The sequence below is a fragment of the Pseudoflavonifractor phocaeensis genome (genome assembly GCF_021531815.1).
GTDB lineage: Bacteria > Bacillota > Clostridia > Oscillospirales > Oscillospiraceae > Lawsonibacter > Lawsonibacter phocaeensis_A.
In genome coordinates this window covers 58436-78154 of record NZ_JADYUM010000013.1, presented here as the reverse complement: position 1 = coordinate 78154, position 19719 = coordinate 58436, and the positions used below count along the sequence as shown (strand labels likewise).

Here is a 19719-nt window from a genome sequence, read left to right as displayed (position 1 = left end):
CCTCCCGCCAGGGCCCGCTGGCCAGCCCCCACCGGTACAGCCGCCCCATGCGCAGGGGCTGGAGCAGCAGAAAGACCGCCAGCGCCCCCCACATACAGGGCAGCATCTCCACCACATAGTCCAGGATGTTGCCCAGATACCACCATAACGTTTCACATAAACTCATTGGTAAACCTCTAACCGGAGGCCGGCAGTCCCTCCGTCTGTAAATAGGCCTCTGGGACCTGGCCCACGATCACCGTCTCGGCCACCGGCAGCCGGAGAGCCACCGTCTCCTCCACCCCGCCCCCGGGCAGCAGCACGGTCATGGGGATGGAGAGGGCCAGTTCCAGGCGGTGGATGGTCTGGTTGACCCCCGCCGAGGAAAATTCGCTTTCAAATTGGGCGGATACCGTGCCCGCCGCCACCGCCCGCACCGTCAGCGCGGGGCCACGGGCCCAGGTCAGCTCCCCGCCCAGCAGGCTGCCCAGCGGGATACGGACCGTGGTGGCCGAGGCGCTGTCCAGGGCCTCCAGGACCTGGGACGCCAGCTGGGTCCGCAGCCGGTTCAGGGCCGCCGTGTCCGTGGTCAGGGAGAGGATGGCTCCGGACTGGTCCCGCCGGATGTCCACCAGATCACCGTAGTCCACCTGGCCCTGAGTCAGGGCCTCCGAAACGGTCTGTTCCAGAAGAACAGACACCTGGTTGTGGAGCTGGGTCCGGGCCAGCAGGGTCAGATTGGGCCCCAGGCGGTCCTCCATTCCACGGATGAGGGCAAAAGCCACCGCCAGCGCCGCCGCCAGGGTGAGCCACAGGGGCGGACGGCCCGCCCCGCGGCCGGTCCTGGGCCGGTGCCAGGCCCGCCGGGCCCTGCGTTCCAGCTCCCGCCCCGCCCTGCCTCCGGCCATACCCTCACCCCCTTAGAGGAAGGTATGACCCGGGCGGCTTGACCTATGCCTCCCCCAGCAGCTCCTGGACCGCCAGCAGCACCCCCAGGCGGCCCGACTCGAAGGTCAGTCCGCCCTGGAGATAGACGGTGTAGGGGGGGCGCATGGGGGCGTCGGCGGACAGCTCGATGGACGCCCCCTGGATAAATGCCCCGGCGGCCATGATGACCTGGCAGTCGTAGCCCGGCATGTCCCAGGGCTCGGGGGTGACATAGGAGTCCACCGGGGCCCCGAACTGGATGCCCTTGCAGAACTTCTTCAGAGCCTCAGGCTCCTTCATGTGGATCATCTGGATGATGTCGTGGCGGACGGCGTTGGAGCGGGGCTCCGTCTCATAGCCCAGCTTCTCCATCACCTTGGCGGCGAAAACGGCGGTCTTCAGGGCCTGGGCCACGGTGTGGGGGGCCAGAAACAGCCCCTGGTACAGCAGCCGGTTCTGGCCCAGGGTGCAGCCGCACTCCCCGCCGATGCCGGGGACGGTGAGGCGCATGGCCGCCCCCTCCACCAGGTCCCGCCGCCCGGCGATGTAGCCGCCGGTGGGGGCCAGTCCGCCCCCGGGGTTCTTGATGAGGGAGCCCACCACCAGGTCGGCCCCCACATGGGTGGGCTCCAGCGTCTCCACAAATTCGCCGTAGCAGTTGTCCACCAAAATGGCGGCGTTGGGGTTGGCCGCCTTGATGACGCGGCACATCTCCCCGATCTCAGCCACCGACAGGGAGGCCCGGGTGGAGTAGCCCTTGGAACGCTGGATGAGCACCGCCTTCACCCGGGGGTCGGCGGCGGCTCTGGCCATTCCCTCCAGGTCGGGCTGATTGTTAAGCAGTTCCACTTGACGGTACTCCACGCCGTAGTCTTTCAGGGACCCGTGGCCCTTGTCCGCCGCCCCGATGACCCCCAGCAGGGTGTCGTAGGGCGCGCCCACGGCGGACACCAGCGCATCCCCCGCCTTCAACGCCCCGAACAGGGCGCAGGCAATGGCGTGGGTGCCGTTGACGAACTGGATCCGGACCAGGGCGGCCTCGGTGCCGAAGAGCTCGGCGTAGATCTGGTCCAGCTGGTCCCGGCCCAGGTCGTCGTAGCCGTAGCCGGTGGTGCCGGCGAAGTAGCCCTCCGCCACACGGTGGTTCTGGAAGGCGGACAGCACCCGGGCGGTGTTCTCCTGGGCCACAGCGTCGATCCGGGCAAATTCCTCGGTCAGTTCCGTCTGGGCCTGATAGCCCAGGACCTTGACCTTGTCGCTGATCTGTAAAGGCATTTTACTGTTCATTCCTATCTATCTCTGATATTGCGTCGATTTGCTTTAAAATTTTGATGGCGTCCCGCTGCAGCAGGGGCGCCATGGAGCCGGGGTAGCGGGTGAAGTCCGCCCCTACAGCTCCGCCTGGGCGAAGGCCAGCACCAAGTCGGCGCAGGCCCGGGCGTCGGCCAGGTCGGAGGCCTCGTTGGGGGTATGGATATACCGGCAGGGCACGGAGATTCCCCCGGTGCGCACCCCCATCCGGGTGGTGTGGATGGCGCCCGCGTCGGTGCCGCCCCCACGGAGAATGTCCCGCTGGACAGGGATATTGTGCTTCTGGGCCAGGTCCTCCAGCTTGGCCACCACCGCCGGGTAGCAGATGACGGAGGAGTCCATCACCTTGACGGCGGCGCCCTTGCCCAGCTGGGTGGTGCCCGACTTCTCGGAGCCGGGGGTGTCGTCCACGTCGGTCACGTCCACGGCGATGCCGTAGTCCGGGTCCACTCCGAAGGCGGCGGTCCGGGCCCCCCGGAGGCCAACCTCCTCCTGGACGGTGAAGGCGAAGTACAGGTCGTTGGGGCAGTCCCGGGGCAGGCGCTCCAGGGCGGACAGCAGGACGGCGCAGGAGATGCGGTTGTCCAGATAGGGGGAGAACACCTGTCCGCTGCCCTCGTTGGCGAAAACCGCCGTGTCGTAGACGGCGGTATCCCCCACCCGGACCAGCTGTTTGGCCTCCTCCTCGCTCCGGGCCCCGATGTCAAGAAAGCACTCATCCAGCTTCAGCTTGCCGAAGTCGGCCTTCTCCTCGGGGACCAGCAGGCCCCGCACCCCGTTTTTGAACCGGACTGGGGTGTAGACGGCCTCCTTGGGGCTGATGCCCCCCAGACGGCCCACCCGAAGAAAGCCCTTCTCCTCGATGTGGGTGACGATGAAGCCGATGGAGTCCATGTGGGCGGCAAAGAGCACCTTGGGGCCGCTGCCCTTTTTGCGGACAATAAGGTTGCCCAGGGTGTCGATACTCACCTCGTCGGCATAGGGTGCGGCCAGTTTTTCTATGACCGCCCGGACGCTCCCCTCGTCCCCCGAGGGGCCGTGGGCGGAGTTTAAGGTTTCGATCAATTCAAGCAGTTCCATATTCGATCACCTCGGCCTGTGAATTCAGCAAAACTCCGCCGTCCGGGCCAGGAACAGCCGGGTCAGGCGAAGCATATTCTCAAAGTCGGAAATACTGCCCACGCTGGCGGGGGCGTGGAGATACCGGACGGCGGCGGACATGGCGGCCACCCGGACGCCGGTTTTGGTACGCTGGATGGTCCGGGCATCGTTGCCCCCGGCGATATACTCCTTGGTCTGCCAGGGGATGCCGTTGTCCTCGGCCAGGTCCCGCAGGGCCTCGAACAGCCCCCGGTCATAGATGGTGCCCCCGTCCATATAGGAGATGACGGGGCCCTTGCCCGGGGCGCACACCTTCCGGTGGTCCTCCACGCCGGGTAGGTCGGCGGCAGTGGTGGTCTCCAGCACCAGAGCGATCTCCGGGGTGACGGAGAAGGCGGCCCCGAAGGCCCCCCGGGTCCCCACCTCCTCCTGGGCGGTGAAGGCGAAGGTCACGTCCAGGGGCAGGTCCTCTTTCAGCAATTCCAGCATAATGGCGCAGCCCACCCGGTCGTCGATGGCCTTGGCCTTCAGCAGGCCGCTGCCCAGCTCCTCGGGCGCGCCCACGAAGGAGCCGTAGGTCCCCAGCTCCACCAGTTTCCGGGCCGCCTCCTTGTCCTTGGCGCCGATGTCGAGATAGAGGGAGTCGGTCTTGGGGACCTTCTTCTCCTCCTCCCGGCTCACCAGGTGGATGGCCTTGAGGCCGATGATGCCCGGGACCTTCTTCTCCCCCAGCACCACCGGCTTGCCGATGGCCACCCGGCGGTCCACGCCGCCCACAAAGTCGAATTTCAGGAAGCCCTCGTCGGTGATCTTGGTGACGATGACGCCCACCTCGTCCATGTGGGCCGCCAGGAGCAGCTTGTTTCCGGTGGGCTTTTTGCCCTTTTTGAACACGATCAGGTTGCCCAGGGCGTCGGTGCGGATGCTGTCGGCGTAGGGCGCGGCCTGGGCCCGGATGAAGTCCCGGACCTCATCCTCCGCCCCGGACACCCCGTTGAGGGCGCACAGCTGCTTCAAAAGCTCAATCATAGCTGGGCACCTCCTTCCCGATCCCCCGGATGAACGCGGCCAGCAGCCGGGCGCAGGCGGTCATGTCGGCCCGGCTGGCCGTCTCCACGGGGGTGTGCATATAGCGCAGGGGCAGGGACAGGACGGCGGTGGCCACGCCCTCCCGGCTGATCTGCAGATCCCAGCCGTTGGTGCCGCTGTGGCCCGCCATGACCTCGATCTGACAGTCCATCTCCAGCTCCCCGGCCTTCTCCTCCAGCCGCTTGGACATCCAGCGGGTACAGTTGGGACCCACCCCGATGACGGGGCCTCCCCTCAGGAGGAAGGTCTTGTCCTTGGATGCGTCGGGGCTGTCCCCGTGGGTCACGTCCACCGCCACGCACAGGTGGGGCATGACGCCGAAGGCGGCGGTGATGGCTCCGGTGCTGTGGGTCTCCTCCTGGGTGGAGCCCAGAACGTACAGGTCCACGTCCAGTTCCTCCCCCTGCAGGCGCTCCAGGGCGTCCAGCAGGATGGCGAAGCAGGCCCGGTCGTCCAACGCCTTGCCGCACAGCAGGTCCTCCCCCAGGGGGGCGCAGCCGGTACGGTAGACGGCGGGGGTGCCGACGGGGATGAGGCGCTGGGCCTCCTCCTGGGTCAGGCCCACGTCCACCGCCAGTTCGCGCATGGGCTGGGACTTGTCCATCTCCTCCCGGGTCTGGATGTGGGGGGGCATGCAGGCCACCACCCCCAGCCGGGGCGGGTCGGTGAGGATGGTCAGCTCCCGGTCGGGGAGCATCCGGGGGTCCACCCCGCCCAGAGGGGCGATGCGGAGAAAACCCTCCTCATGGCCGGTGACCAGAAAGCCGATCTCGTCCAGGTGGGCGTCCAGCAGCAGCCGGGGGGCGTTCTCCCTCCCGCAGCGGCGCAGGGCCACCACGCTGCCCATCCGGTCCACCTTGACCTCGTCGGCCAGGGGGCGCAGCAGCTCCGCCGCCTCCCGGACCACCGGGCTCTCAAAGCCGCTGGGCCCGGCCAGGGCGCACAGACGGCCCAATACAGTTTCATAGTCCAAGGGAATCCCTCCGAAATGACAGGAATTACAGGGCGTTGACCAGCTCTTTGAATACCTTGCCCCGCTCCATGAAGTTTTTGAATTGGTCGAAGGCGGCGCAGGCGGGCGACAGCACCACCACGTCCCCGGGGACGGCGGCGGCCTGGGCCGCGGCCACGGCGGCGGCCAGGTTGTCGGTCTCCAGGATCTCCAGCCCGCTTTCCCCAAAGCCGGGGGCCTCCTCCACCGCCTTGCGGATGGCGGGGGCGGTGGCGCCGCAGAGGACCAGGGTCTTGACCTTCTTGGTCATCTCCACCCCCAACTGGGTAAAGGGGACGCCCTTGTCATAGCCGCCGGCGATGAGGATCAGCTTCTGGTTGAAGGAGTCCAGGCAGGCCATGGTCCGGGTGGGGCTGGTGCCGATGGAGTCGTTATAGTATTTCACGCCGTTGAGCTCCCGGACCAGCTCGATGCGGTGCTCCACGCCGGTGAACCGCTTGGCCACCGCACGGACGCACTTGTCGGGGACCAGACCGTCCACGGCGGCGATGGCGGCCATGTAGTTTTCGATGTTGTGGACGCCGGGGATGCGGATGTCCGCCAGGGGCAGGACCTCCCGGCTCCCCATGGCGTTGGTCAGCCAGATGGCGCCGTCCCGGAGGTAGACCCCTTCCTCCAGCCGCTCCCGGCGGCTGAACAGCATGACCCCCGCCGGGGCTTGCTGGGCCAGGGAGCGGGTGATGTCATTGTCATAGTTGAACACCGCCCGGTCCCCCGCCTTCTGGTGGGTGAAGATGTTCAGCTTGGCGGCGGTGTACTCCTCCATGGTGTGGTGGTAGTCCAGGTGGTTGGGGGACAGGTTGGTGAAGACGGAGACGTTGGGGCTGCGCTTCATGCTCATGAGCTGGAAGGAGGACAACTCCACCACCACCATGTCCTCGGGCACCATGCCCGCCACGTCGGGCAGCAGGGGCTTGCCGATGTTGCCGCCCACGTAGACATTATACCCCGCTTCCTTCAAAAATTCGCTGATGAGGGTGGTGGTAGTGGTCTTGCCGTCGCTGCCCGTGACCCCCAGGATCTTGCAGGGGCACAGCTGGAAGAACAGCTCCATCTCCGAGGTGACCAGACTGCCGTGCTCCACAGCCTTTTGCAGCTCCGGGTGGTTGGGGCTGACGCCGGGGGTGCGGAAGACCACGTCGAACTTGTACAGCTTGGCCAAGTAGTCGGGACCCAGTTGGAACTTGGCCCCCAGACTCTCCAGCTCGGCGGCCTGCTCCTCCACCCGCTCCCGGGGAGACTTGTCGCAGACGGTGACCTTCAGGTCGGCCCGGAGCAGCATCCGGATCAGCGGGGTATTGCTCACGCCCATGCCGATGACGGCGATGGATTTGCCCCGCAGGCTCTCAAAATATTCCGCGATGGTGGACATAAAACGTCCTCCTTCCATGATTTTCTTTGTAACTGATTTATCGTATCACAATCCACCTGAAAATTCAATCGAAAGTATCGGTGGCCCCTTATCAGGAGTGTCAATTGTCCGCGGCCGCGCCGTGACGCCCCTCCCACAGCACAGCAGGCACGGGCGGGAAGCTCCCGCGCCGTGCCTGCCGCTCCGCTCTGTTATGTCTTGTAGCAGCCTCCGCCGATGAACTCCCGGGCCAGCGAGGTCTTGGGCACGTCGTCCGCCGGGAGGGGCAGGAAGTAGTTCAGGAACTTCATCAGCCGCTTGGCCTCCACATACTCCTCACAGTCCTTGGGCACGCCGAAGAGCAGCGGCTCCACATAGGGCTTCAGCAGGGCCGTCTCATAGATCAGCGCCGAGTTGAAGATCACGTCCGCGCTGTCCTGGTAGGGGAAGATGTTGCTCTCCTCCCCCTTCCGCACCGAGGGCCACATCCGGATGGTGGCCTGGGCGCTGTATCCCCGGGTCCGGGCGTCCCGCTCGATGCGCCGCAGCAGCCGCGCGTCGGTGGTGGGGATGCGGTTGTGGTCGTCCACGTTCAGGGTGGTCAGGCAGCTGATATAGATCTTGTACTTGCTCTCCTTGGGCAGGGCGTGGGAGAACTGGTCGTTGAGACAGTGGATGCCCTCGATGACCAGGACGTCCTGCTCCCCTAGGGTCAGGTAGTCGCCGTTATACTCCCGCACGCCCTTTTTGAAGTTGAACTGGGGGATCTCCACCGTCTCGCCCCCCAGCAGCCGGGTCATGTCCCGGTTGAACTGCTCGATGTCCATGGCCTCCAGACATTCAAAGTCGTACTGGCCATTCTCGTCCCGGGGGGTATCGGAGCGGTTTTTGAAGTAATTGTCCGTGGCGATGGGGTGGGGCCGCATCCCGCAGGCCACCAGCTGGGTGGACAGGCGGTGGGAGAAGGTGGTCTTTCCCGAGGAGGAGGGGCCGGCGATCATGACGAAGCGGACGCCCTTCCGGCGGGCGATCTCCTCGGCGATGTCCCCGATCTGCTTCTCCATCAGGGCCTCCTGGGCCAGGATCAACCGGGTGCTGTCCCCCTGGGAAATGGCCTGGTTCATCTCCCCCACGTTGGAGATGTGGAGGGCCTCCGACCGCTGGGTGGCGTCGTGGAGGGCCCGGAACACCTTGATGGAGGGGGTGAACTGCCCTAGTTGCTCCGGGTCCTTGGGGTCCGGCAGCCGCAGGGCGAAGCCGTCCTCAAAGGGTTCCAGGGCGAAGCACCGCAGGTAGCGGGTATTTGGGACCATGTACCCGTAAAAATAGTCGGAAAATCCGTCCAGGGTGTAGATGTTCACATGGGAATTGATCCGGAAGCTGAGCAGGCGGGCCTTGTCGTACATCCTGGCCTTCTGGAACAGCTCCACGGCGTCGTCGGTGTTGAGGGAACGCTTCCGGATGGGCAGCTCCAGGGCTGCCAGCTCCCGCATCCGCGCCTCCACCCGCTCCAGCAGGGCCCGGTCCAGGCAGAAGTTCCCCTGTGCCCGGACGAACAGGGCCTGGCTGATGGAGTAGTCCACGGTGATCCGCTCCACGTTTTCCGGGCCGGCCACGTCGTGGAAGGCCTTCAGCATGAGAAAGACCACGCTGCGCTCATAGGTCTGCCTGCCCGGCTTGTCCACCGCCGTGATGAACTTCAGCGCGCAGTCCCGGTCCAGGGGCTTGTGCAGCTCGCAGAGCTTCCCGTTCCGGCTGACCAGCAAAATGTCATGGGGGTAATTCCCCTGAAAATCATCCGCGATCTTCTGGTAGGGCGTCCCGGAGGGGTAGCGGCGCTCCTCCCCATCCACGGTCACGGTCAACAGCTTCTCTTGTTCCATGGAACAGCCTTCCTTTCTCTTTCATATGATGACAGTATACCACGTCTCCCCCGGCAAATGCTACCCCGCCCGCAACTTTCTCTCCCCGTCCGGGTGATCTGCCCCGCCGCCTATTGCGGGCGGGCCCAATATCCTGTATGATGGGAGCAAGACCCTCTGGAAAGGAGCCTGACCCATGGCTGACCTGTTCGACTATCTGGACTGGCGGGGGGACATCCCCCTCTCCCAGGTCCCCTTCGGCCCGGTGGACAACCTGATCCTGTCCACCCTGTCCTATGTCCGGTTCGAGACCGTCCTCCCTTCGGAGCCCGGGAGCTCCGTCCCCCTGAAGGACGCCGCGGAGGCATACCTGTCCCTGCCCGAGGGAAAGCGGGGCTTGGTGCGGTGCAAGCAGGACCTGGAGCTGCTGCGGGCCCTCTGCCGCGCGCCCCGCTTCTCCGCCCTGGGGCTGACCTGCTGCGAGGACCGCTTTGAACCGGAACGGGAGATGCAGTTCGCTGCCCTCGCGGTTCTTCTGGGCGGAAAAGAGGCTTTTCTGGCCTTCCGGGGCACCGATTCCACCCTGGTGGGCTGGAAAGAGGACTTCAACATGAGCTTCATGGAGGCCGTCCCCGCCCAGCAGGCGGCCCTGGACTATCTGGAGCGCTTTGCCGCCCGCTTCCCGGGACGGCTCCGCCTGGGGGGCCACTCCAAGGGGGGCAACCTGGCCGTTTACGCCGCCGCCCGGTGCGGGGCCGCCCTCCGCCGCCGGATCACGGCGGTGTACAACAACGACGGCCCCGGCTTCCCCGACAAGATGGTGGCCAGTCCGGGCTACCAAGCCCTGCTGCCCAAGCTCCACACCTATCTGCCCCAGTCCTCGGTGGTGGGGATGCTGCTGGAGCACGGGGAGGCCTACACCGTGGTCAAGAGCCGGCAGATCGGCCTGCTCCAGCACGACCCCTACTCCTGGGAGGTGATGGGCGGCGGCTTCGTGGAGGTGGAGGACGTGACCCCCGGGAGCCGGCTGGCGGACCGGACCATCACCACATGGCTGGCCGGCCTGAGCCCGGCGGAGCGGGAGACCATCATCGACGGGGTCTTCGGCCTGCTGTCCGCCGGGGAGGCCAGCTACACCTCTGACCTGATGCGGCCCCGCACCCTCCAGGCCGCCCTGCGCTCCCTCAAGGACACCGACGAGGATACCCTGCGCCTGCTGACCCAGACCATCGCCCAGCTGACCCGGACCGCCGTGGACACCGTGCGCGGGGAGGGCTGAACCGTCCGGCAGGCGGCAGGATATGGCTGTCAGGAATTACATTTGCAAAATAGTTACAAAACGGTTACAATCTAACCTGTCCTCGCGAGACAAATACAGATCAGGAGGTCGGCAGGATGTGTAACTTTGATTGCGGCTTCATCTGGCAGATTCTCAGCCAGCTCTGCGGCTTCGGCTGCTGAGGCGGCCTTGGGGCCCCGCTCACGCGGGGCCTCTTTTTTATCAAAACAGCCCTGTCCGGCCGCACCCGGACAGGGCTTGTTTCGCTGCTTTGCCGCGTGACCCGCCGGGAGACAGGGGTTCTGGCTCACTGGCGGGGACTTTGAAAAATAAACCACTTACTGGCCACATAGTTGAGGACGGTGACTATCACGTTGGAGATCAGCTTCCAAAGCAGGCTGTTCCACCCCATCACGTCCACCGCCGCCACCATGATGGCCACGTCCAGCACCCCCGTCATGAGCCGGCAGCCGAAGAAGGACGCAAACTCCATCAGCCGCTCCCGCCGGCCCTGCCGGGTGCTCTCAAACACGAACCGCCGGTTGGTCACAAAGGCGAAAACCACCGCCGCCAGCCACGCCGCCGCGGTGCTGGCCACATTTCCTATCCCCAGGCCCTCGTATAAAAGCCCGTAGCAGACCGTATTGACGGCGGTGGTGCACACGCCGAAGAACAAATACCGTATGATGAGCCGGTAGCGTTTATACAGCCCCCGGACCCGTTCCCACGTTTCTTTTCCCATTCTGTTCCGATCTCCCCCCTGAGCCTCTCCCCTCACAAATAGAGGATGCCGAACATGACCGCCAGATACAGCAGGCACAGGACCAACAGCACCCTGTCATGGAGCAGCACCTCCACCGGGTCGCCGTCTGACTCGCCCTCAATGTCCAGGCTGTACTTCATGGTGATCAGCAGGACGATGGGGACCGTGAAGATCAGGTATTTGTTGTTGTAGAAGGACATGGTGTTTTCATCCATGCTCCAGAGGGCGTAAAACACATTGGCCAGGGTCAGGCACATGTTCATGCTCTTGTCCAGAAAGCTGATGGGATAGGCCTGGAGCACTTTTCTCGTCTCCCCGTCCCCCAGCTGCTTGAGCTCGTTTCTCCGCTTCCCCAGGGAGAAGTAGAACGCCAGGGCGATCACCGTCAGATAGAGCCAGTTGGAGATGGTGATTCCCGTGACCAGGGCGCCGTACAGGATGCGGATCAGGAAACCGGCCACCAGGATGGTGACGTCCACAATGGGGATGTTCTTCAGGCCGAAGCTGTAGGCCAGGTTCAGCCCCAGATAGACCACCAGCAGCAGGGTGGCGGTGGCCTGAAAGGCCAGGAAATTGCACAGGAAGCCCGCCGCCAGAAGCACGGCGGCCAGGGTCCAGGCGCTTTTCACCGACACGGTCCCCGCGGCAATGGGCCGGCTGCACTTGGTGGGATGGCGGCGGTCTTTCTCCCGGTCCCGGATGTCGTTGACGATATAGACCACGGAGGAGGTCATGCAGAAGGCGGCGAAGCCCGCCAGCCCCATGAGCAGCTTGTCCGGCTGAAACAGCTGTCCGCTGCACGCCAGGGCGGCGAACACCAAAAAATTTTTGATGTAGTGGTGCACCCGCATCAGCTTGAAATATCGCTTCATCCCATGTCCTCCTTACGGCGAAACGCCCACGGCCTCTTTCCCGTCTTCTTCCTCCGGCGCTCTTTCGCCCGGTCACAAGCTCCGGTTTCCGCCGCGTGAGAGCATTGTACCACAAGAATCGCCCTTTTTCCACTCCCTGGGTGAAGTTCCCCGTGCCCGGGCCGTGCCGCCCGGCGCGGCCGGAGAAAATCACGCGCCGCCGGTCCCCCGCAGAGGGGACCGGCGGCGCTTTGCCCCGGAGATGTACCGGCTCATTCCTCGCCGTCTTGTTTCTTTTTGGCAATCAGTTTCTTTTTCACCAGTCGTCTGCCCGCGATGACCACCACAGAGACGGCGGCAGCCAGGAACACCACCCCGAAAATGTGGTAGGAGAACCACACCAGCAGGTCCTGGAAGCCCTGCACCAGGCCCTCCCCGCTGGCGGCAAGGCCCGCGGCCATCTTCTGCCCCAGGGAGGCGGTCTCCCCCACCTCCTCGGTGACCTTGACCACCTCGTCCAGATAGATGGTGAAGGTGGAGTAGCTGATGAGGGCGTCATAGCGGTTCAGCTGGGAGGAGTACTGCTCGATCTGGTACTCCACCTCGCTGAGGGCGTTTTCCAGGGAAATAATGTCCTCCATGTTGTCCGCCTTCTCCAGCAGGGACAGCAGCCGCTCCTGCTTGGTCCGCTGGGTCTTGAGCCGGGACTCGGCGTCGTAATACTGTTCCCCCACGTCCTCGCTGCTCTCGGTGCCGCTGGTCACATAGCCCAGGCCCCCCGCCGAGGACTGGAACTGGGTGAACTTCTCCGCCGGGATCCGGACCACGTACTCCCCGCTGCGCCTGCCGTTCACGTTCCGGTAGCTGCCGCCGTAGACCGAGGCCGACTCATAATACCCGCCGCAGTCCACCACCAGCTGGTCCAGGGCGGCGGCGGTCTGGTCAAACTCCGTGGTCTGGATGCACAGCTCCGCCCGGCGGATCAGCTTGGCCCCGGCGTTCCGGTACACGGGGCTGTCCGCCTGGGCGCCTTTTGCCGACTCCGGGGCGGCGGGCAGTCCGTTCTCGGCTGCTGTCTCCGTCCAGCCCCCCGCGGCGTAAGAGGAGGCGGCCATATCGGTTGCTGAGGCTGTGGAGGAGCTTCTCCCGCCTCCGCAGCCCGCCAACAGCAGCAGCGCCAGACTCAGGGCCATGATCTTGCTTCGTTTCATATCGGTTCCTCCTTTTTCTGTGTGGGTCTTCTATTCATTCAGACGCAGAAACTCGGTTCTTGTTGCACCTTTTTCCGTTTTTTTCATAGGATGGGGAAAAACGGAGGTACTTTCTATGCCCATTATCTATCTCTCTCCCTCCACCCAGGAGAACAATTACTATGTGACCGGGGGCACCGAGGAGCAGTACATGAACCTGCTGGCCGACAAGATGGTCCCCTATCTGGACGCCTCCGGCATCCGGTACTCCCGCAACACCCCCAGCATGACCGCCGCCAGCTCCATCGCCGCCTCCAACGCGGGGAACTACGACCTGCACCTGGCCCTCCACTCCAACGCCGCCCCCGAGGGCAAATACGGCACCGTCCGGGGCTCCATCGTCTTCTACTACCCGGGCAGCACCGAGGGCAGGCGGGCGGCGGAGATCATTGCCGACGGCCTGAAGGCCATCTACCCCATCCCCAACCTGGTCCAGGCCCAGTCCACCACCTCCATCGGAGAGGTGCGGCGGGTCCGCGCCCCCTCCGTCTTTATTGAACTGGCCTACCACGACAACGAGGCGGACGCCAACTGGATCACCGGCAACCTGGACGCCATCGCCCGGAACATCGTGCTCTCCCTGACGGAGTATTTCGGCATCCCCTTCTACCAGGCGGAGCTGAACCAGCCGGCCATGGTGGATGTGTCCTGGGGGGTGCTGAACATCCGTGCCCAGCCCAACACCCGGGCCGCCATTCTGGCCCAGGCCCCCGACGGCGCCTCCCTCACGGTGCTGAACCGGTCCGGCGGCTGGTATCTGGTGAACTACAACGGCACCATCGGCTACGCCAACGGCGACTTCATCACTCTGGTCTGACGGCCAAGGAGGTATGAAACCATGGACATCCACGTGGTCCGGCCCGGCGACACCGTGTACTCCATCGCCCGGGAGTACGGCGTCCCCATGGCCCAGCTGCTGAACGACAACCAGCTCCCCGATCCCTCCCGCCTGGTGGTGGGGCAGACCCTGGTCATCCAGTACCCCGAGGTGACCCACACGGTGAGGGCCGGGGACACCCTGCTCTCCATCGCCGCCATGCACGGCATCACCGTGCGCCAGCTGCTGCGGAACAACCCGGTGCTCCAGGGCGGGGACCGGATCGTCCCCGGCCAGGTACTGGTGGTCTCCTTCCGGCAGGAGAGGGAGGGCACTTTGTCCGTCAACGGCTACGCCTACCCCTTCATCGACCAGGGCCTGCTCCAGCGGACCCTCCCCTACCTCTCCGACCTGACCCCCTTCACCTACGGCTTCACCCCCCAGGGCAACCTGATCCAGCTCCAGGACCAGGCTCTCATCGACGCCGCCCGGCGGATGGGGGTCCGTCCCCTCCTCCACCTGTCCACCCTGACGGAGGAGGGCGGCTTCTCCAACGAGCTGGCTCACATCCTCCTCAACGACCCGGCGGTCCAGGCCAACCTCATCGCCCAGCTGCTGGACACTGTGTCCCAAAAGGGCTACCAGGGGTTGGACGTGGACTTTGAGTACGTCTACGCGGAGGACGCACAGGCCTACGCCCAGTTCGTAGCCCGCCTGCGGGAGGCCCTGGAGCCCTGGGGGATGCCCGTCATCGTGGCCCTGGCCCCCAAGGTCTTCGCCGCCCAGCCCGGGCGGCTCTACGAGGGACACGACTACCGGCTTCTGTCCCAGGCCGCCGATTTCGTCCTTCTCATGACCTATGAGTGGGGGTACACCTACGGTCCGCCCATGGCGGTGGCGCCCATCCGGAACGTCCGCCAGGTGGTGGACTACGCCCTCACCGAGATCCCGCCGGAGAAGATCTATCTGGGGGTGCCCAATTACGGCTACGACTGGCCTCTGCCCTTCCGGGAGGGGAATAAGGCCACCTCCATCTCCAACCAGTACGCCGTGGAGCTGGCCGCCCGGCACTACGCCGCCATCCGGTACGACGACAAGGCCCAGGCCCCCTGGTTCCGCTATGTGGACGGGGAGGGACGGGAGCACGAGGTCTGGTTTGAGGACGCACGGAGCATCCGGGCCAAGCTGGACCTGGCCCGGGAGTACGGCCTGTACGGGGTGGGCTACTGGAACCTGATGCGGCCCTTCCCCCAGAACTGGCTGGTGCTCAACGCCCTCTACAACATCCGGGAGCGGGCGCCGCGGACCCAGCCGGCAGGATAAAGCCTCCGCTGCAGCCGCCTTTTCAAACCTGTTGGGCAACGTCCTTTTTCTCCCGTCAAGCATCGGCGGACATGGCTCCCCCTCACAGGGGGAAGGCTTTTTTGACTTGGGACTGGATTTTTTCCCCGGGGTGTAGTACAATTTTCCGCGAACATGTACAAAGGAGGACATATCATGTCTGTTACTGTTGGAATGAAGGGCCGCGCCGAGGCCGTTGTAAATGACCAGAACACCGCCGTCAGCGCCGGCTCCGGCACTCTGCCCGTTTTTGCCACTCCCTGGATGTGCGCCCTGATGGAGCAGGCGGCCTGGACCGCCGTGGCCTCCGCCCTGGCCGAGGGTGAGAGCACCGTGGGCACCCAGCTGAGCATCTCCCACCTCTCCGCCACCCCCGTTGGGCTGAAGGTCTGGGCAGAGAGCGAGGTCACCGCCGTGGACGGCAAGCGCATCGTGTTCAAGGTTTCCGCCTACGACGAGAAGGGCCTCATCGGCGAGGGCACCCACGAGCGGTTCACCGTGACCGATGAGCGGTTCCTGGGCAAAGCCGCCCGGAAGCTGGAGGGCTGAGCCATGTCGATTGAAAAGGTCCGCGCCTATTTCCGCCCCCTGGGCCGTGAGGGGGATATTCTGGAGTTCCCCGTCTCCAGCGCCACGGTGGAGCTGGCCGCCCAGGCCGTGGGGGTCATCCCCGCCCGCATCGCCAAGACCCTGTCCTTCCTGGTGGAGGACCACTGCGTCCTCATCGCGGCCGCGGGCGACGCCAAGGTGGACAACAGCAAGTACAAGGCCATGTTCCACACCAAGGCCAAGATGCTCACCCCCGAGCAGGTGTCCCAGTTCACCGGCCACGCCATCGGCGGCGTGTGCCCCTTCGCCAACCCCGACGGCGTGGAGACCTATCTGGACGTGTCCCTGAAGCGGTTCGACACGGTCTTCCCCGCCGCCGGCAGTTCCAACTCCGCCATCCAGCTCACCTGCGGCGAGCTGGAGGAGTACGCCCACGCCAAGGGCTGGATCGACGTGTGCAAAGGCTGGCAGGAACTGTAAAGGTAAAATACTTTTCACAAAAGGCCGCGGGCTGACTAGCCCGCGGCCTTTTCCTATGGCAGCGCAATATACTTGGTGGCGATCTTCTCCCGAAACACTTGGTCGTGCTCCACGAACAGCAGCGTGGGCCGGTGCTCCAGGATCAGCTCCTCGATCTGCATCCGGGAAAACAGGTCGATGTAGTTCAGCGGCTCGTCCCACACGTAGAGGTGGGCGCTGCGGCACAGGCCGGCGGCCAGGAGGACCTTCTTCTTCTGCCCGGCGCTGTAGCCCTCCATATCCCGGTCAAAGAGTGCCCGGGAAAAGTCCAGCTTTCTTAAAACGGTCAGAAACTGTGTCAAGTCGATCCCCTGTTCATCCGCCCAGTCCAAAAGGCTTCCGGTCAGATGGTCCGCTTTCTGAGGGACATAGGAGAGGTCCAGCCCCGGGGCTAGCCGCAGGGTCCCGCTTTGGGGGACCTCCTCCCCCAGGACCAGGCGTAGGAGGCTGGTCTTGCCGCTGCCGTTGGGCCCCTCCAGGCAGACGCGCTCCCCCTGCTCTATTGTAAAGGTAATATCCTTGCATATAACTCTGTTTTCATAGAAAATACTCAGTTCTTTTCCCTCGGCCAGCCGTTGGCTGTAGTGTCGGGCCGGAGTCAGCTTCAAGCTGTCCGCCGTCTCCACGTCCCGCAGCAGCGCGGACTTTTCCCGGATGGCCCGCTCCGCCCGGCGCTCTATGTTCAGCCGCTGCTGCTGTCCCTTCCGTGACTTCTCCCCCAGGTAAGGGCGCAGACCGTGCTTGACGATCCCCTGGGATGAGATCCCCGTCTTGGCACGCTCCACGGCGTCCGCCTTCTGCTTCCTGGCCCTGGCGGCCTCCTCCAGCCGCCGCACCTCACCCTTCAGCTTCTCGTTCCGGGCCTGTTCTCCTCGGTCCCTGGCCTCCTTCTCCCGGAACCAGGTGGAAAAGTCCCCCCGGACCAGCTCCGGTCCCGAGGGATTCAGCGCCAGAATGTGGTCCACGCAGCCGTCTAAGAAAGCCCGGTCATGGGACACCAGCAGGAATCCCCGGTCCAATGACCGGAGGTACCGGGCCACCTGGTCCCGGCCCGGTCCGTCCAAATGGTTGGTGGGCTCGTCCACCATGGGATAGCAGCCCTCCGATGCAAAGAGGGCGGCCAACTGCGCCCGGGTCTGCTCCCCGCCGCTGAGGGTGGAAAAGGGCCGCTCCAGGAGCGCTTCGTCCAGACCCAGCCGGTTCAGCTCCCGGACCAGCTGCCACTCCTCCAGGCCGAGGTTCTCCTCCAGCAGGACCTGGAGGACCGGACGGTCCGGCCGGGACACTGGGATGGGAAAATAGGATGCCGGCTCGGGACAGCGTATGGTCCCCGTCCCCTCCAGCTCCCCCGCCAGCAGGCGGAGCAGGGTGGTCTTACCCCGGCCGTTCCGCCCCACCAGTCCCAGCTTCCAGTTGGTGTCCAGCCGGAGGTCTAGCCCCTGAAACACCGGCGTATGATCTCCCTCATAGGTGAAGGAGAGGTTTTGTATGATGATCTGTGCCATGTCTGTGCCCCCCTGTTTCGTCATGCTTTTGCCGGAACGCAAAGCGCCGCGAGAGGATGATCCTCCCGCGGCGGACAGAGGGACAGACCTATCCCCGCATCCAAAGCAGGGCGTCATCTTCCCAAAATATCACCGGAGGCGGACGCGTATCCCTCTCGCATGCACGGCAAAGCCGGGACGGCGTCCCGTCCCAGAGCAAGTTTACCGTATCATCAGCAAGAGGTATTGCGCATCTTCCCGCCTCCGTTTCTTTTTGTTGCTCTCAGAATAGCACGGGGGCACAGGGTTGTCAAGACCGCGGGCCGGCCCATAAGTTGGCTCTCCCCTGACGGTTCCAATTACCGCTCCTTTCTTCTCCGGCAAAAGTGCGACGCCAGCCAAAGAGCCACCAGCAGCATGGTAAAATTCTGCCGGGCTCCCGCCAGCAGCGCGCCGCAAACCAGCATGGCGGCGGTCACGGCCCGGTCCATGACCCGCCCCACCGCCTCCGCCAGTCCGGGTCCGGCCAGGAGGGACAGGGTGCAGGCCATGGCCCGCCCTCCGTCCATCACGCTGACCGGCATGAGGTTGAAGCAGCCCAGCGCCAGGTTCAGCCCCGAGAAGGTCCTCCCCCAGGGCCAGCGGCAGAGGACCAGGGCCGCCAGCAGGTTGACTCCCGGTCCGGCCAGGGCCGCCACTCCCTCCCGGCAGTAGTCCAGCGGAGCCTCCAGCTCCATCTCCGCCCCGATGGCCGTAAGGCGGATCAGCTTTATATCCCCGCCCAAGCAGCGGATAGCGGCATAGTGACCCACCTCGTGGAGGACACAGGCGGCCAGGGCCAGCGGAAAGATCCCCTGCCGGTCCAGGTAGTTGAGCCAGGCCGCCGCCAGACAAAAGCCCCAGGTGATCTCTGTCCGGCCCCACTTCATTGGTTGCTGAGGCTGTCGATGTAATAGAGGGGGTCCAGATGGAGCCCCGCGCATTTCAACTCCAGGTGCAGGTGGGGTCCCGTAGCCGCCCCCGAGGAGCCCACCTCTCCGATCTTCTCCCCCAGAGCCACGGACTGCCCCTTCTTCACGCACAGGGAGCGGCAGTGGGCGTAGAAGGATTTGATCCCATTGCCGTGGTCCAGCTGGATATACAGGCCGTAGGAGTCATTCTCTCCCACATACTCCACGGTCCCGGCGGCAAAGGCGCGGATTGGTTCCCCCGTCTGCCCGCCGATGTCCACCCCGCCGTGGAACAGGTACTTGCCGCTGATGGGGTGGTCCCGGTAGCCGTAGGTGGAGTTGATGTGTCCCAGTACCGGCGTCACCGTCTCCAGACCGCCCAGGGACAGCTGGTCCATGGTGTAGCCCTCCGGGAGCTCCCGGCCGCTGTAGTCCGATTTCAGCAGCACGACGCCTACGGCGGCTACCGCCGGTTCCTCTTCCGGCTGGGGTTCCGGCTCCGCCTGTGCCTCATTGGCCGTACCGGCGGAAATCCGAAGCCCGGACCGCTCCACGGCCCCCTCCAGATAGTGGTCGGAGCGGTCCTGGATGTCAGGCTCCCCGCTGAGAAAGGCGCGCTCCGCCGTCAACAGGCTGGTAAACTGGGGCTGGGGAGTGACTGCCTGTTCTTCCTGCCGGGGCTGGCTTGGCCCAAAAACCTCCACGCAGAAGTCGCCCAGCGTTCCCAGCAGAGCGTCTTCTCCCGCCAGCGACTCTCCGATTCTGGAAAAGGCCGCCCGGAAATCCGTGTCCGCGGTCAGCAGGGACAACAGTGAGGACCGCGCCTCCTCCAGCCGCCGGGGGAAGGCTCCTTTTCCCACAAATGCCGCCAGAAAGAGCGCCAAACAGACCAGCAGCTGGATCAAACGGGTCCGTTCCTGTCGCCGGGTCCCATCATCCCGCCTCCTGCCGTACCGGCCCGGCGCGGTGCGGCTGTCCCGCCGGTAACTCTGATGCTGCGCCGTCTGATTGTACATGGTGCTCCTCCCCGCCTTTATTTTGATGGAACCAGTTTATTCTCCGGGGTTTTGTGATATTCCACTTGACAGAATGAGGATTTAAAAATATAATATATAAGCTGACTATCCGGGTGTAGCGCAGTTGGTAGCGCGCATGGTTCGGGTCCATGAGGCCGTGGGTTCAAATCCCGCCACTCGGACCACGTCGTCGCGAACGTCATATCGTTCGCGACGACATTTTTTGCAAAAATGTCATCTCTCACTCATTTTGTTGCTCCTCCTTTCC

18 protein-coding genes and 1 tRNA gene are annotated in these 19719 nt (G+C 64.7%); 6 read left to right on the top strand and 13 right to left on the bottom strand.

From position 1 onward, the window contains the following. Nucleotides 1-176 precede the first annotated feature (176 nt). From yunB to I6E42_RS09250, 7 genes are all read right to left on the bottom strand, one after another. Nucleotides 177-887, bottom strand: a complete 711-nt coding sequence (gene yunB, locus I6E42_RS09280; protein WP_235371641.1) for a sporulation protein YunB — start codon at nt 885-887, stop codon at nt 177-179. Nucleotides 888-930: 43 nt separating this feature from the next. Next, nucleotides 931-2181 (bottom strand): methionine gamma-lyase family protein, encoded by a 1251-nt coding sequence (locus I6E42_RS09275; protein ID WP_235371640.1) that lies wholly within the window; start codon nt 2179-2181, stop codon nt 931-933. Between the two features lie 114 nt (nt 2182-2295). Then, nucleotides 2296-3297, bottom strand: coding sequence for a M42 family metallopeptidase (locus I6E42_RS09270; RefSeq protein ID WP_235371639.1), 1002 nt, complete (start codon nt 3295-3297; stop codon nt 2296-2298). A 24-nt stretch (nt 3298-3321) separates the two neighbouring features. After that, complete coding sequence (locus I6E42_RS09265; protein WP_235371638.1) at nt 3322-4347, bottom strand: M42 family metallopeptidase; 1026 nt, start codon at nt 4345-4347, stop codon at nt 3322-3324. After that, nucleotides 4340-5380 (bottom strand): zinc-binding metallopeptidase family protein, encoded by a 1041-nt coding sequence (locus tag I6E42_RS09260; protein WP_235371637.1) that lies wholly within the window; start codon nt 5378-5380, stop codon nt 4340-4342. The genes I6E42_RS09265 and I6E42_RS09260 overlap by 8 nt, the downstream gene beginning before the upstream one ends. A 25-nt stretch (nt 5381-5405) precedes the next feature. Continuing rightward, on the bottom strand, nt 5406-6791 hold the full coding sequence (gene murD / locus I6E42_RS09255) for a UDP-N-acetylmuramoyl-L-alanine--D-glutamate ligase (RefSeq protein ID WP_235371636.1): 1386 nt from the start codon (nt 6789-6791) through the stop codon (nt 5406-5408). Between the two features lie 191 nt (nt 6792-6982). Next, the gene (locus I6E42_RS09250) at nt 6983-8653 is read right to left on the bottom strand and encodes a nucleoside kinase (RefSeq protein WP_235371635.1); all 1671 of its coding nucleotides are present in this window, start codon (nt 8651-8653) and stop codon (nt 6983-6985) included. A 175-nt stretch (nt 8654-8828) separates the two neighbouring features. On the opposite strand from I6E42_RS09250, the gene I6E42_RS09245 reads away from it, so the two are divergent. Then, nucleotides 8829-9911 carry a DUF2974 domain-containing protein gene (locus I6E42_RS09245; RefSeq protein ID WP_235371634.1) on the top strand — a complete coding sequence of 361 codons (1083 nt, stop codon included), beginning with the start codon at nt 8829-8831 and terminating at the stop codon, nt 9909-9911. Between the two features lie 307 nt (nt 9912-10218). Here the strand turns inward: I6E42_RS09245 and I6E42_RS09240 are convergent, their stop codons facing one another. The 3 genes from I6E42_RS09240 to I6E42_RS09230 form a co-directional block, all read right to left on the bottom strand. Continuing rightward, a complete protein-coding gene (locus I6E42_RS09240) occupies nt 10219-10653 on the bottom strand; it encodes a GtrA family protein (protein ID WP_235371633.1) in 435 nt (144 codons plus the stop codon). 32 nt (nt 10654-10685) lie between these two features. Next, the gene (locus tag I6E42_RS09235) at nt 10686-11546 is read right to left on the bottom strand and encodes a decaprenyl-phosphate phosphoribosyltransferase (RefSeq protein ID WP_235371632.1); all 861 of its coding nucleotides are present in this window, start codon (nt 11544-11546) and stop codon (nt 10686-10688) included. A 251-nt stretch (nt 11547-11797) separates the two neighbouring features. Further along, nucleotides 11798-12736 carry a DUF4349 domain-containing protein gene (locus I6E42_RS09230; protein ID WP_235371631.1) on the bottom strand — a complete coding sequence of 313 codons (939 nt, stop codon included), beginning with the start codon at nt 12734-12736 and terminating at the stop codon, nt 11798-11800. Between the two features lie 115 nt (nt 12737-12851). Here I6E42_RS09230 and I6E42_RS09225 point away from each other — a divergent pair, with 115 nt between their 5' ends. From I6E42_RS09225 to I6E42_RS09210, 4 genes are all read left to right on the top strand, one after another. Next, a complete protein-coding gene (locus tag I6E42_RS09225; RefSeq protein ID WP_235371630.1) occupies nt 12852-13592 on the top strand; it encodes an SH3 domain-containing protein in 741 nt (246 codons plus the stop codon). A gap of 21 nt (nt 13593-13613) precedes the next feature. Continuing rightward, on the top strand, nt 13614-14915 hold the full coding sequence (locus I6E42_RS09220; RefSeq protein ID WP_235371629.1) for a LysM peptidoglycan-binding domain-containing protein: 1302 nt from the start codon (nt 13614-13616) through the stop codon (nt 14913-14915). Nucleotides 14916-15089: 174 nt separating this feature from the next. Then, on the top strand, nt 15090-15482 hold the full coding sequence (locus I6E42_RS09215) for a thioesterase family protein (RefSeq protein WP_235371628.1): 393 nt from the start codon (nt 15090-15092) through the stop codon (nt 15480-15482). A gap of 3 nt (nt 15483-15485) precedes the next feature. Then, a complete protein-coding gene (locus tag I6E42_RS09210) occupies nt 15486-15962 on the top strand; it encodes a YbaK/EbsC family protein (RefSeq protein WP_235371627.1) in 477 nt (158 codons plus the stop codon). A 53-nt stretch (nt 15963-16015) separates the two neighbouring features. Here I6E42_RS09210 and abc-f read toward each other — a convergent pair whose 3' ends face one another. The 3 genes from abc-f to I6E42_RS09195 form a co-directional block, all read right to left on the bottom strand. Next, nucleotides 16016-17506, bottom strand: a complete 1491-nt coding sequence (abc-f, locus tag I6E42_RS09205) for a ribosomal protection-like ABC-F family protein (RefSeq protein ID WP_235371626.1) — start codon at nt 17504-17506, stop codon at nt 16016-16018. Between the two features lie 338 nt (nt 17507-17844). Beyond that, nucleotides 17845-18414: a zinc metalloprotease gene (locus I6E42_RS09200; protein WP_235371625.1), complete on the bottom strand. Its 570-nt coding sequence runs from the start codon at nt 18412-18414 to the stop codon at nt 17845-17847. Continuing rightward, nucleotides 18411-19451, bottom strand: coding sequence for a M23 family metallopeptidase (locus I6E42_RS09195; RefSeq protein ID WP_235371624.1), 1041 nt, complete (start codon nt 19449-19451; stop codon nt 18411-18413). Before I6E42_RS09195 ends, I6E42_RS09200 begins: the two co-directional genes overlap by 4 nt. Nucleotides 19452-19560: 109 nt before the next feature. Between I6E42_RS09195 and I6E42_RS09190 the strand changes: the two genes are divergently transcribed. Continuing rightward, a tRNA-Pro gene (locus I6E42_RS09190) sits at nt 19561-19636 on the top strand. Nucleotides 19637-19719 lie beyond the last annotated feature (83 nt).

What these genes read in the sequence shown, in the direction of transcription:
- I6E42_RS09245 (WP_235371634.1), top strand. Translation starts at nt 8,829, where the DNA reads ATGGCTGACCTGTTCGACTATCTGGACTGGCGGGGGGACATCCCCCTC.
- I6E42_RS09275 (WP_235371640.1), bottom strand. Translation starts at nt 2,181, where the DNA reads ATGCCTTTACAGATCAGCGACAAGGTCAAGGTCCTGGGCTATCAGGCC.
- I6E42_RS09265 (WP_235371638.1), bottom strand. Translation starts at nt 4,347, where the DNA reads ATGATTGAGCTTTTGAAGCAGCTGTGCGCCCTCAACGGGGTGTCCGGG.
- I6E42_RS09240 (WP_235371633.1), bottom strand. Translation starts at nt 10,653, where the DNA reads ATGGGAAAAGAAACGTGGGAACGGGTCCGGGGGCTGTATAAACGCTAC.
- I6E42_RS09195 (WP_235371624.1), bottom strand. Translation starts at nt 19,451, where the DNA reads ATGTACAATCAGACGGCGCAGCATCAGAGTTACCGGCGGGACAGCCGC.
- I6E42_RS09200 (WP_235371625.1), bottom strand. Translation starts at nt 18,414, where the DNA reads ATGAAGTGGGGCCGGACAGAGATCACCTGGGGCTTTTGTCTGGCGGCG.
- yunB (WP_235371641.1), bottom strand. Translation starts at nt 887, where the DNA reads ATGGCCGGAGGCAGGGCGGGGCGGGAGCTGGAACGCAGGGCCCGGCGG.
- I6E42_RS09230 (WP_235371631.1), bottom strand. Translation starts at nt 12,736, where the DNA reads ATGAAACGAAGCAAGATCATGGCCCTGAGTCTGGCGCTGCTGCTGTTG.
- I6E42_RS09225 (WP_235371630.1), top strand. Translation starts at nt 12,852, where the DNA reads ATGCCCATTATCTATCTCTCTCCCTCCACCCAGGAGAACAATTACTAT.
- I6E42_RS09210 (WP_235371627.1), top strand. Translation starts at nt 15,486, where the DNA reads ATGTCGATTGAAAAGGTCCGCGCCTATTTCCGCCCCCTGGGCCGTGAG.
- I6E42_RS09270 (WP_235371639.1), bottom strand. Translation starts at nt 3,297, where the DNA reads ATGGAACTGCTTGAATTGATCGAAACCTTAAACTCCGCCCACGGCCCC.
- I6E42_RS09220 (WP_235371629.1), top strand. Translation starts at nt 13,614, where the DNA reads ATGGACATCCACGTGGTCCGGCCCGGCGACACCGTGTACTCCATCGCC.
- I6E42_RS09235 (WP_235371632.1), bottom strand. Translation starts at nt 11,546, where the DNA reads ATGAAGCGATATTTCAAGCTGATGCGGGTGCACCACTACATCAAAAAT.
- abc-f (WP_235371626.1), bottom strand. Translation starts at nt 17,506, where the DNA reads ATGGCACAGATCATCATACAAAACCTCTCCTTCACCTATGAGGGAGAT.
- I6E42_RS09250 (WP_235371635.1), bottom strand. Translation starts at nt 8,653, where the DNA reads ATGGAACAAGAGAAGCTGTTGACCGTGACCGTGGATGGGGAGGAGCGC.
- murD (WP_235371636.1), bottom strand. Translation starts at nt 6,791, where the DNA reads ATGTCCACCATCGCGGAATATTTTGAGAGCCTGCGGGGCAAATCCATC.
- I6E42_RS09215 (WP_235371628.1), top strand. Translation starts at nt 15,090, where the DNA reads ATGTCTGTTACTGTTGGAATGAAGGGCCGCGCCGAGGCCGTTGTAAAT.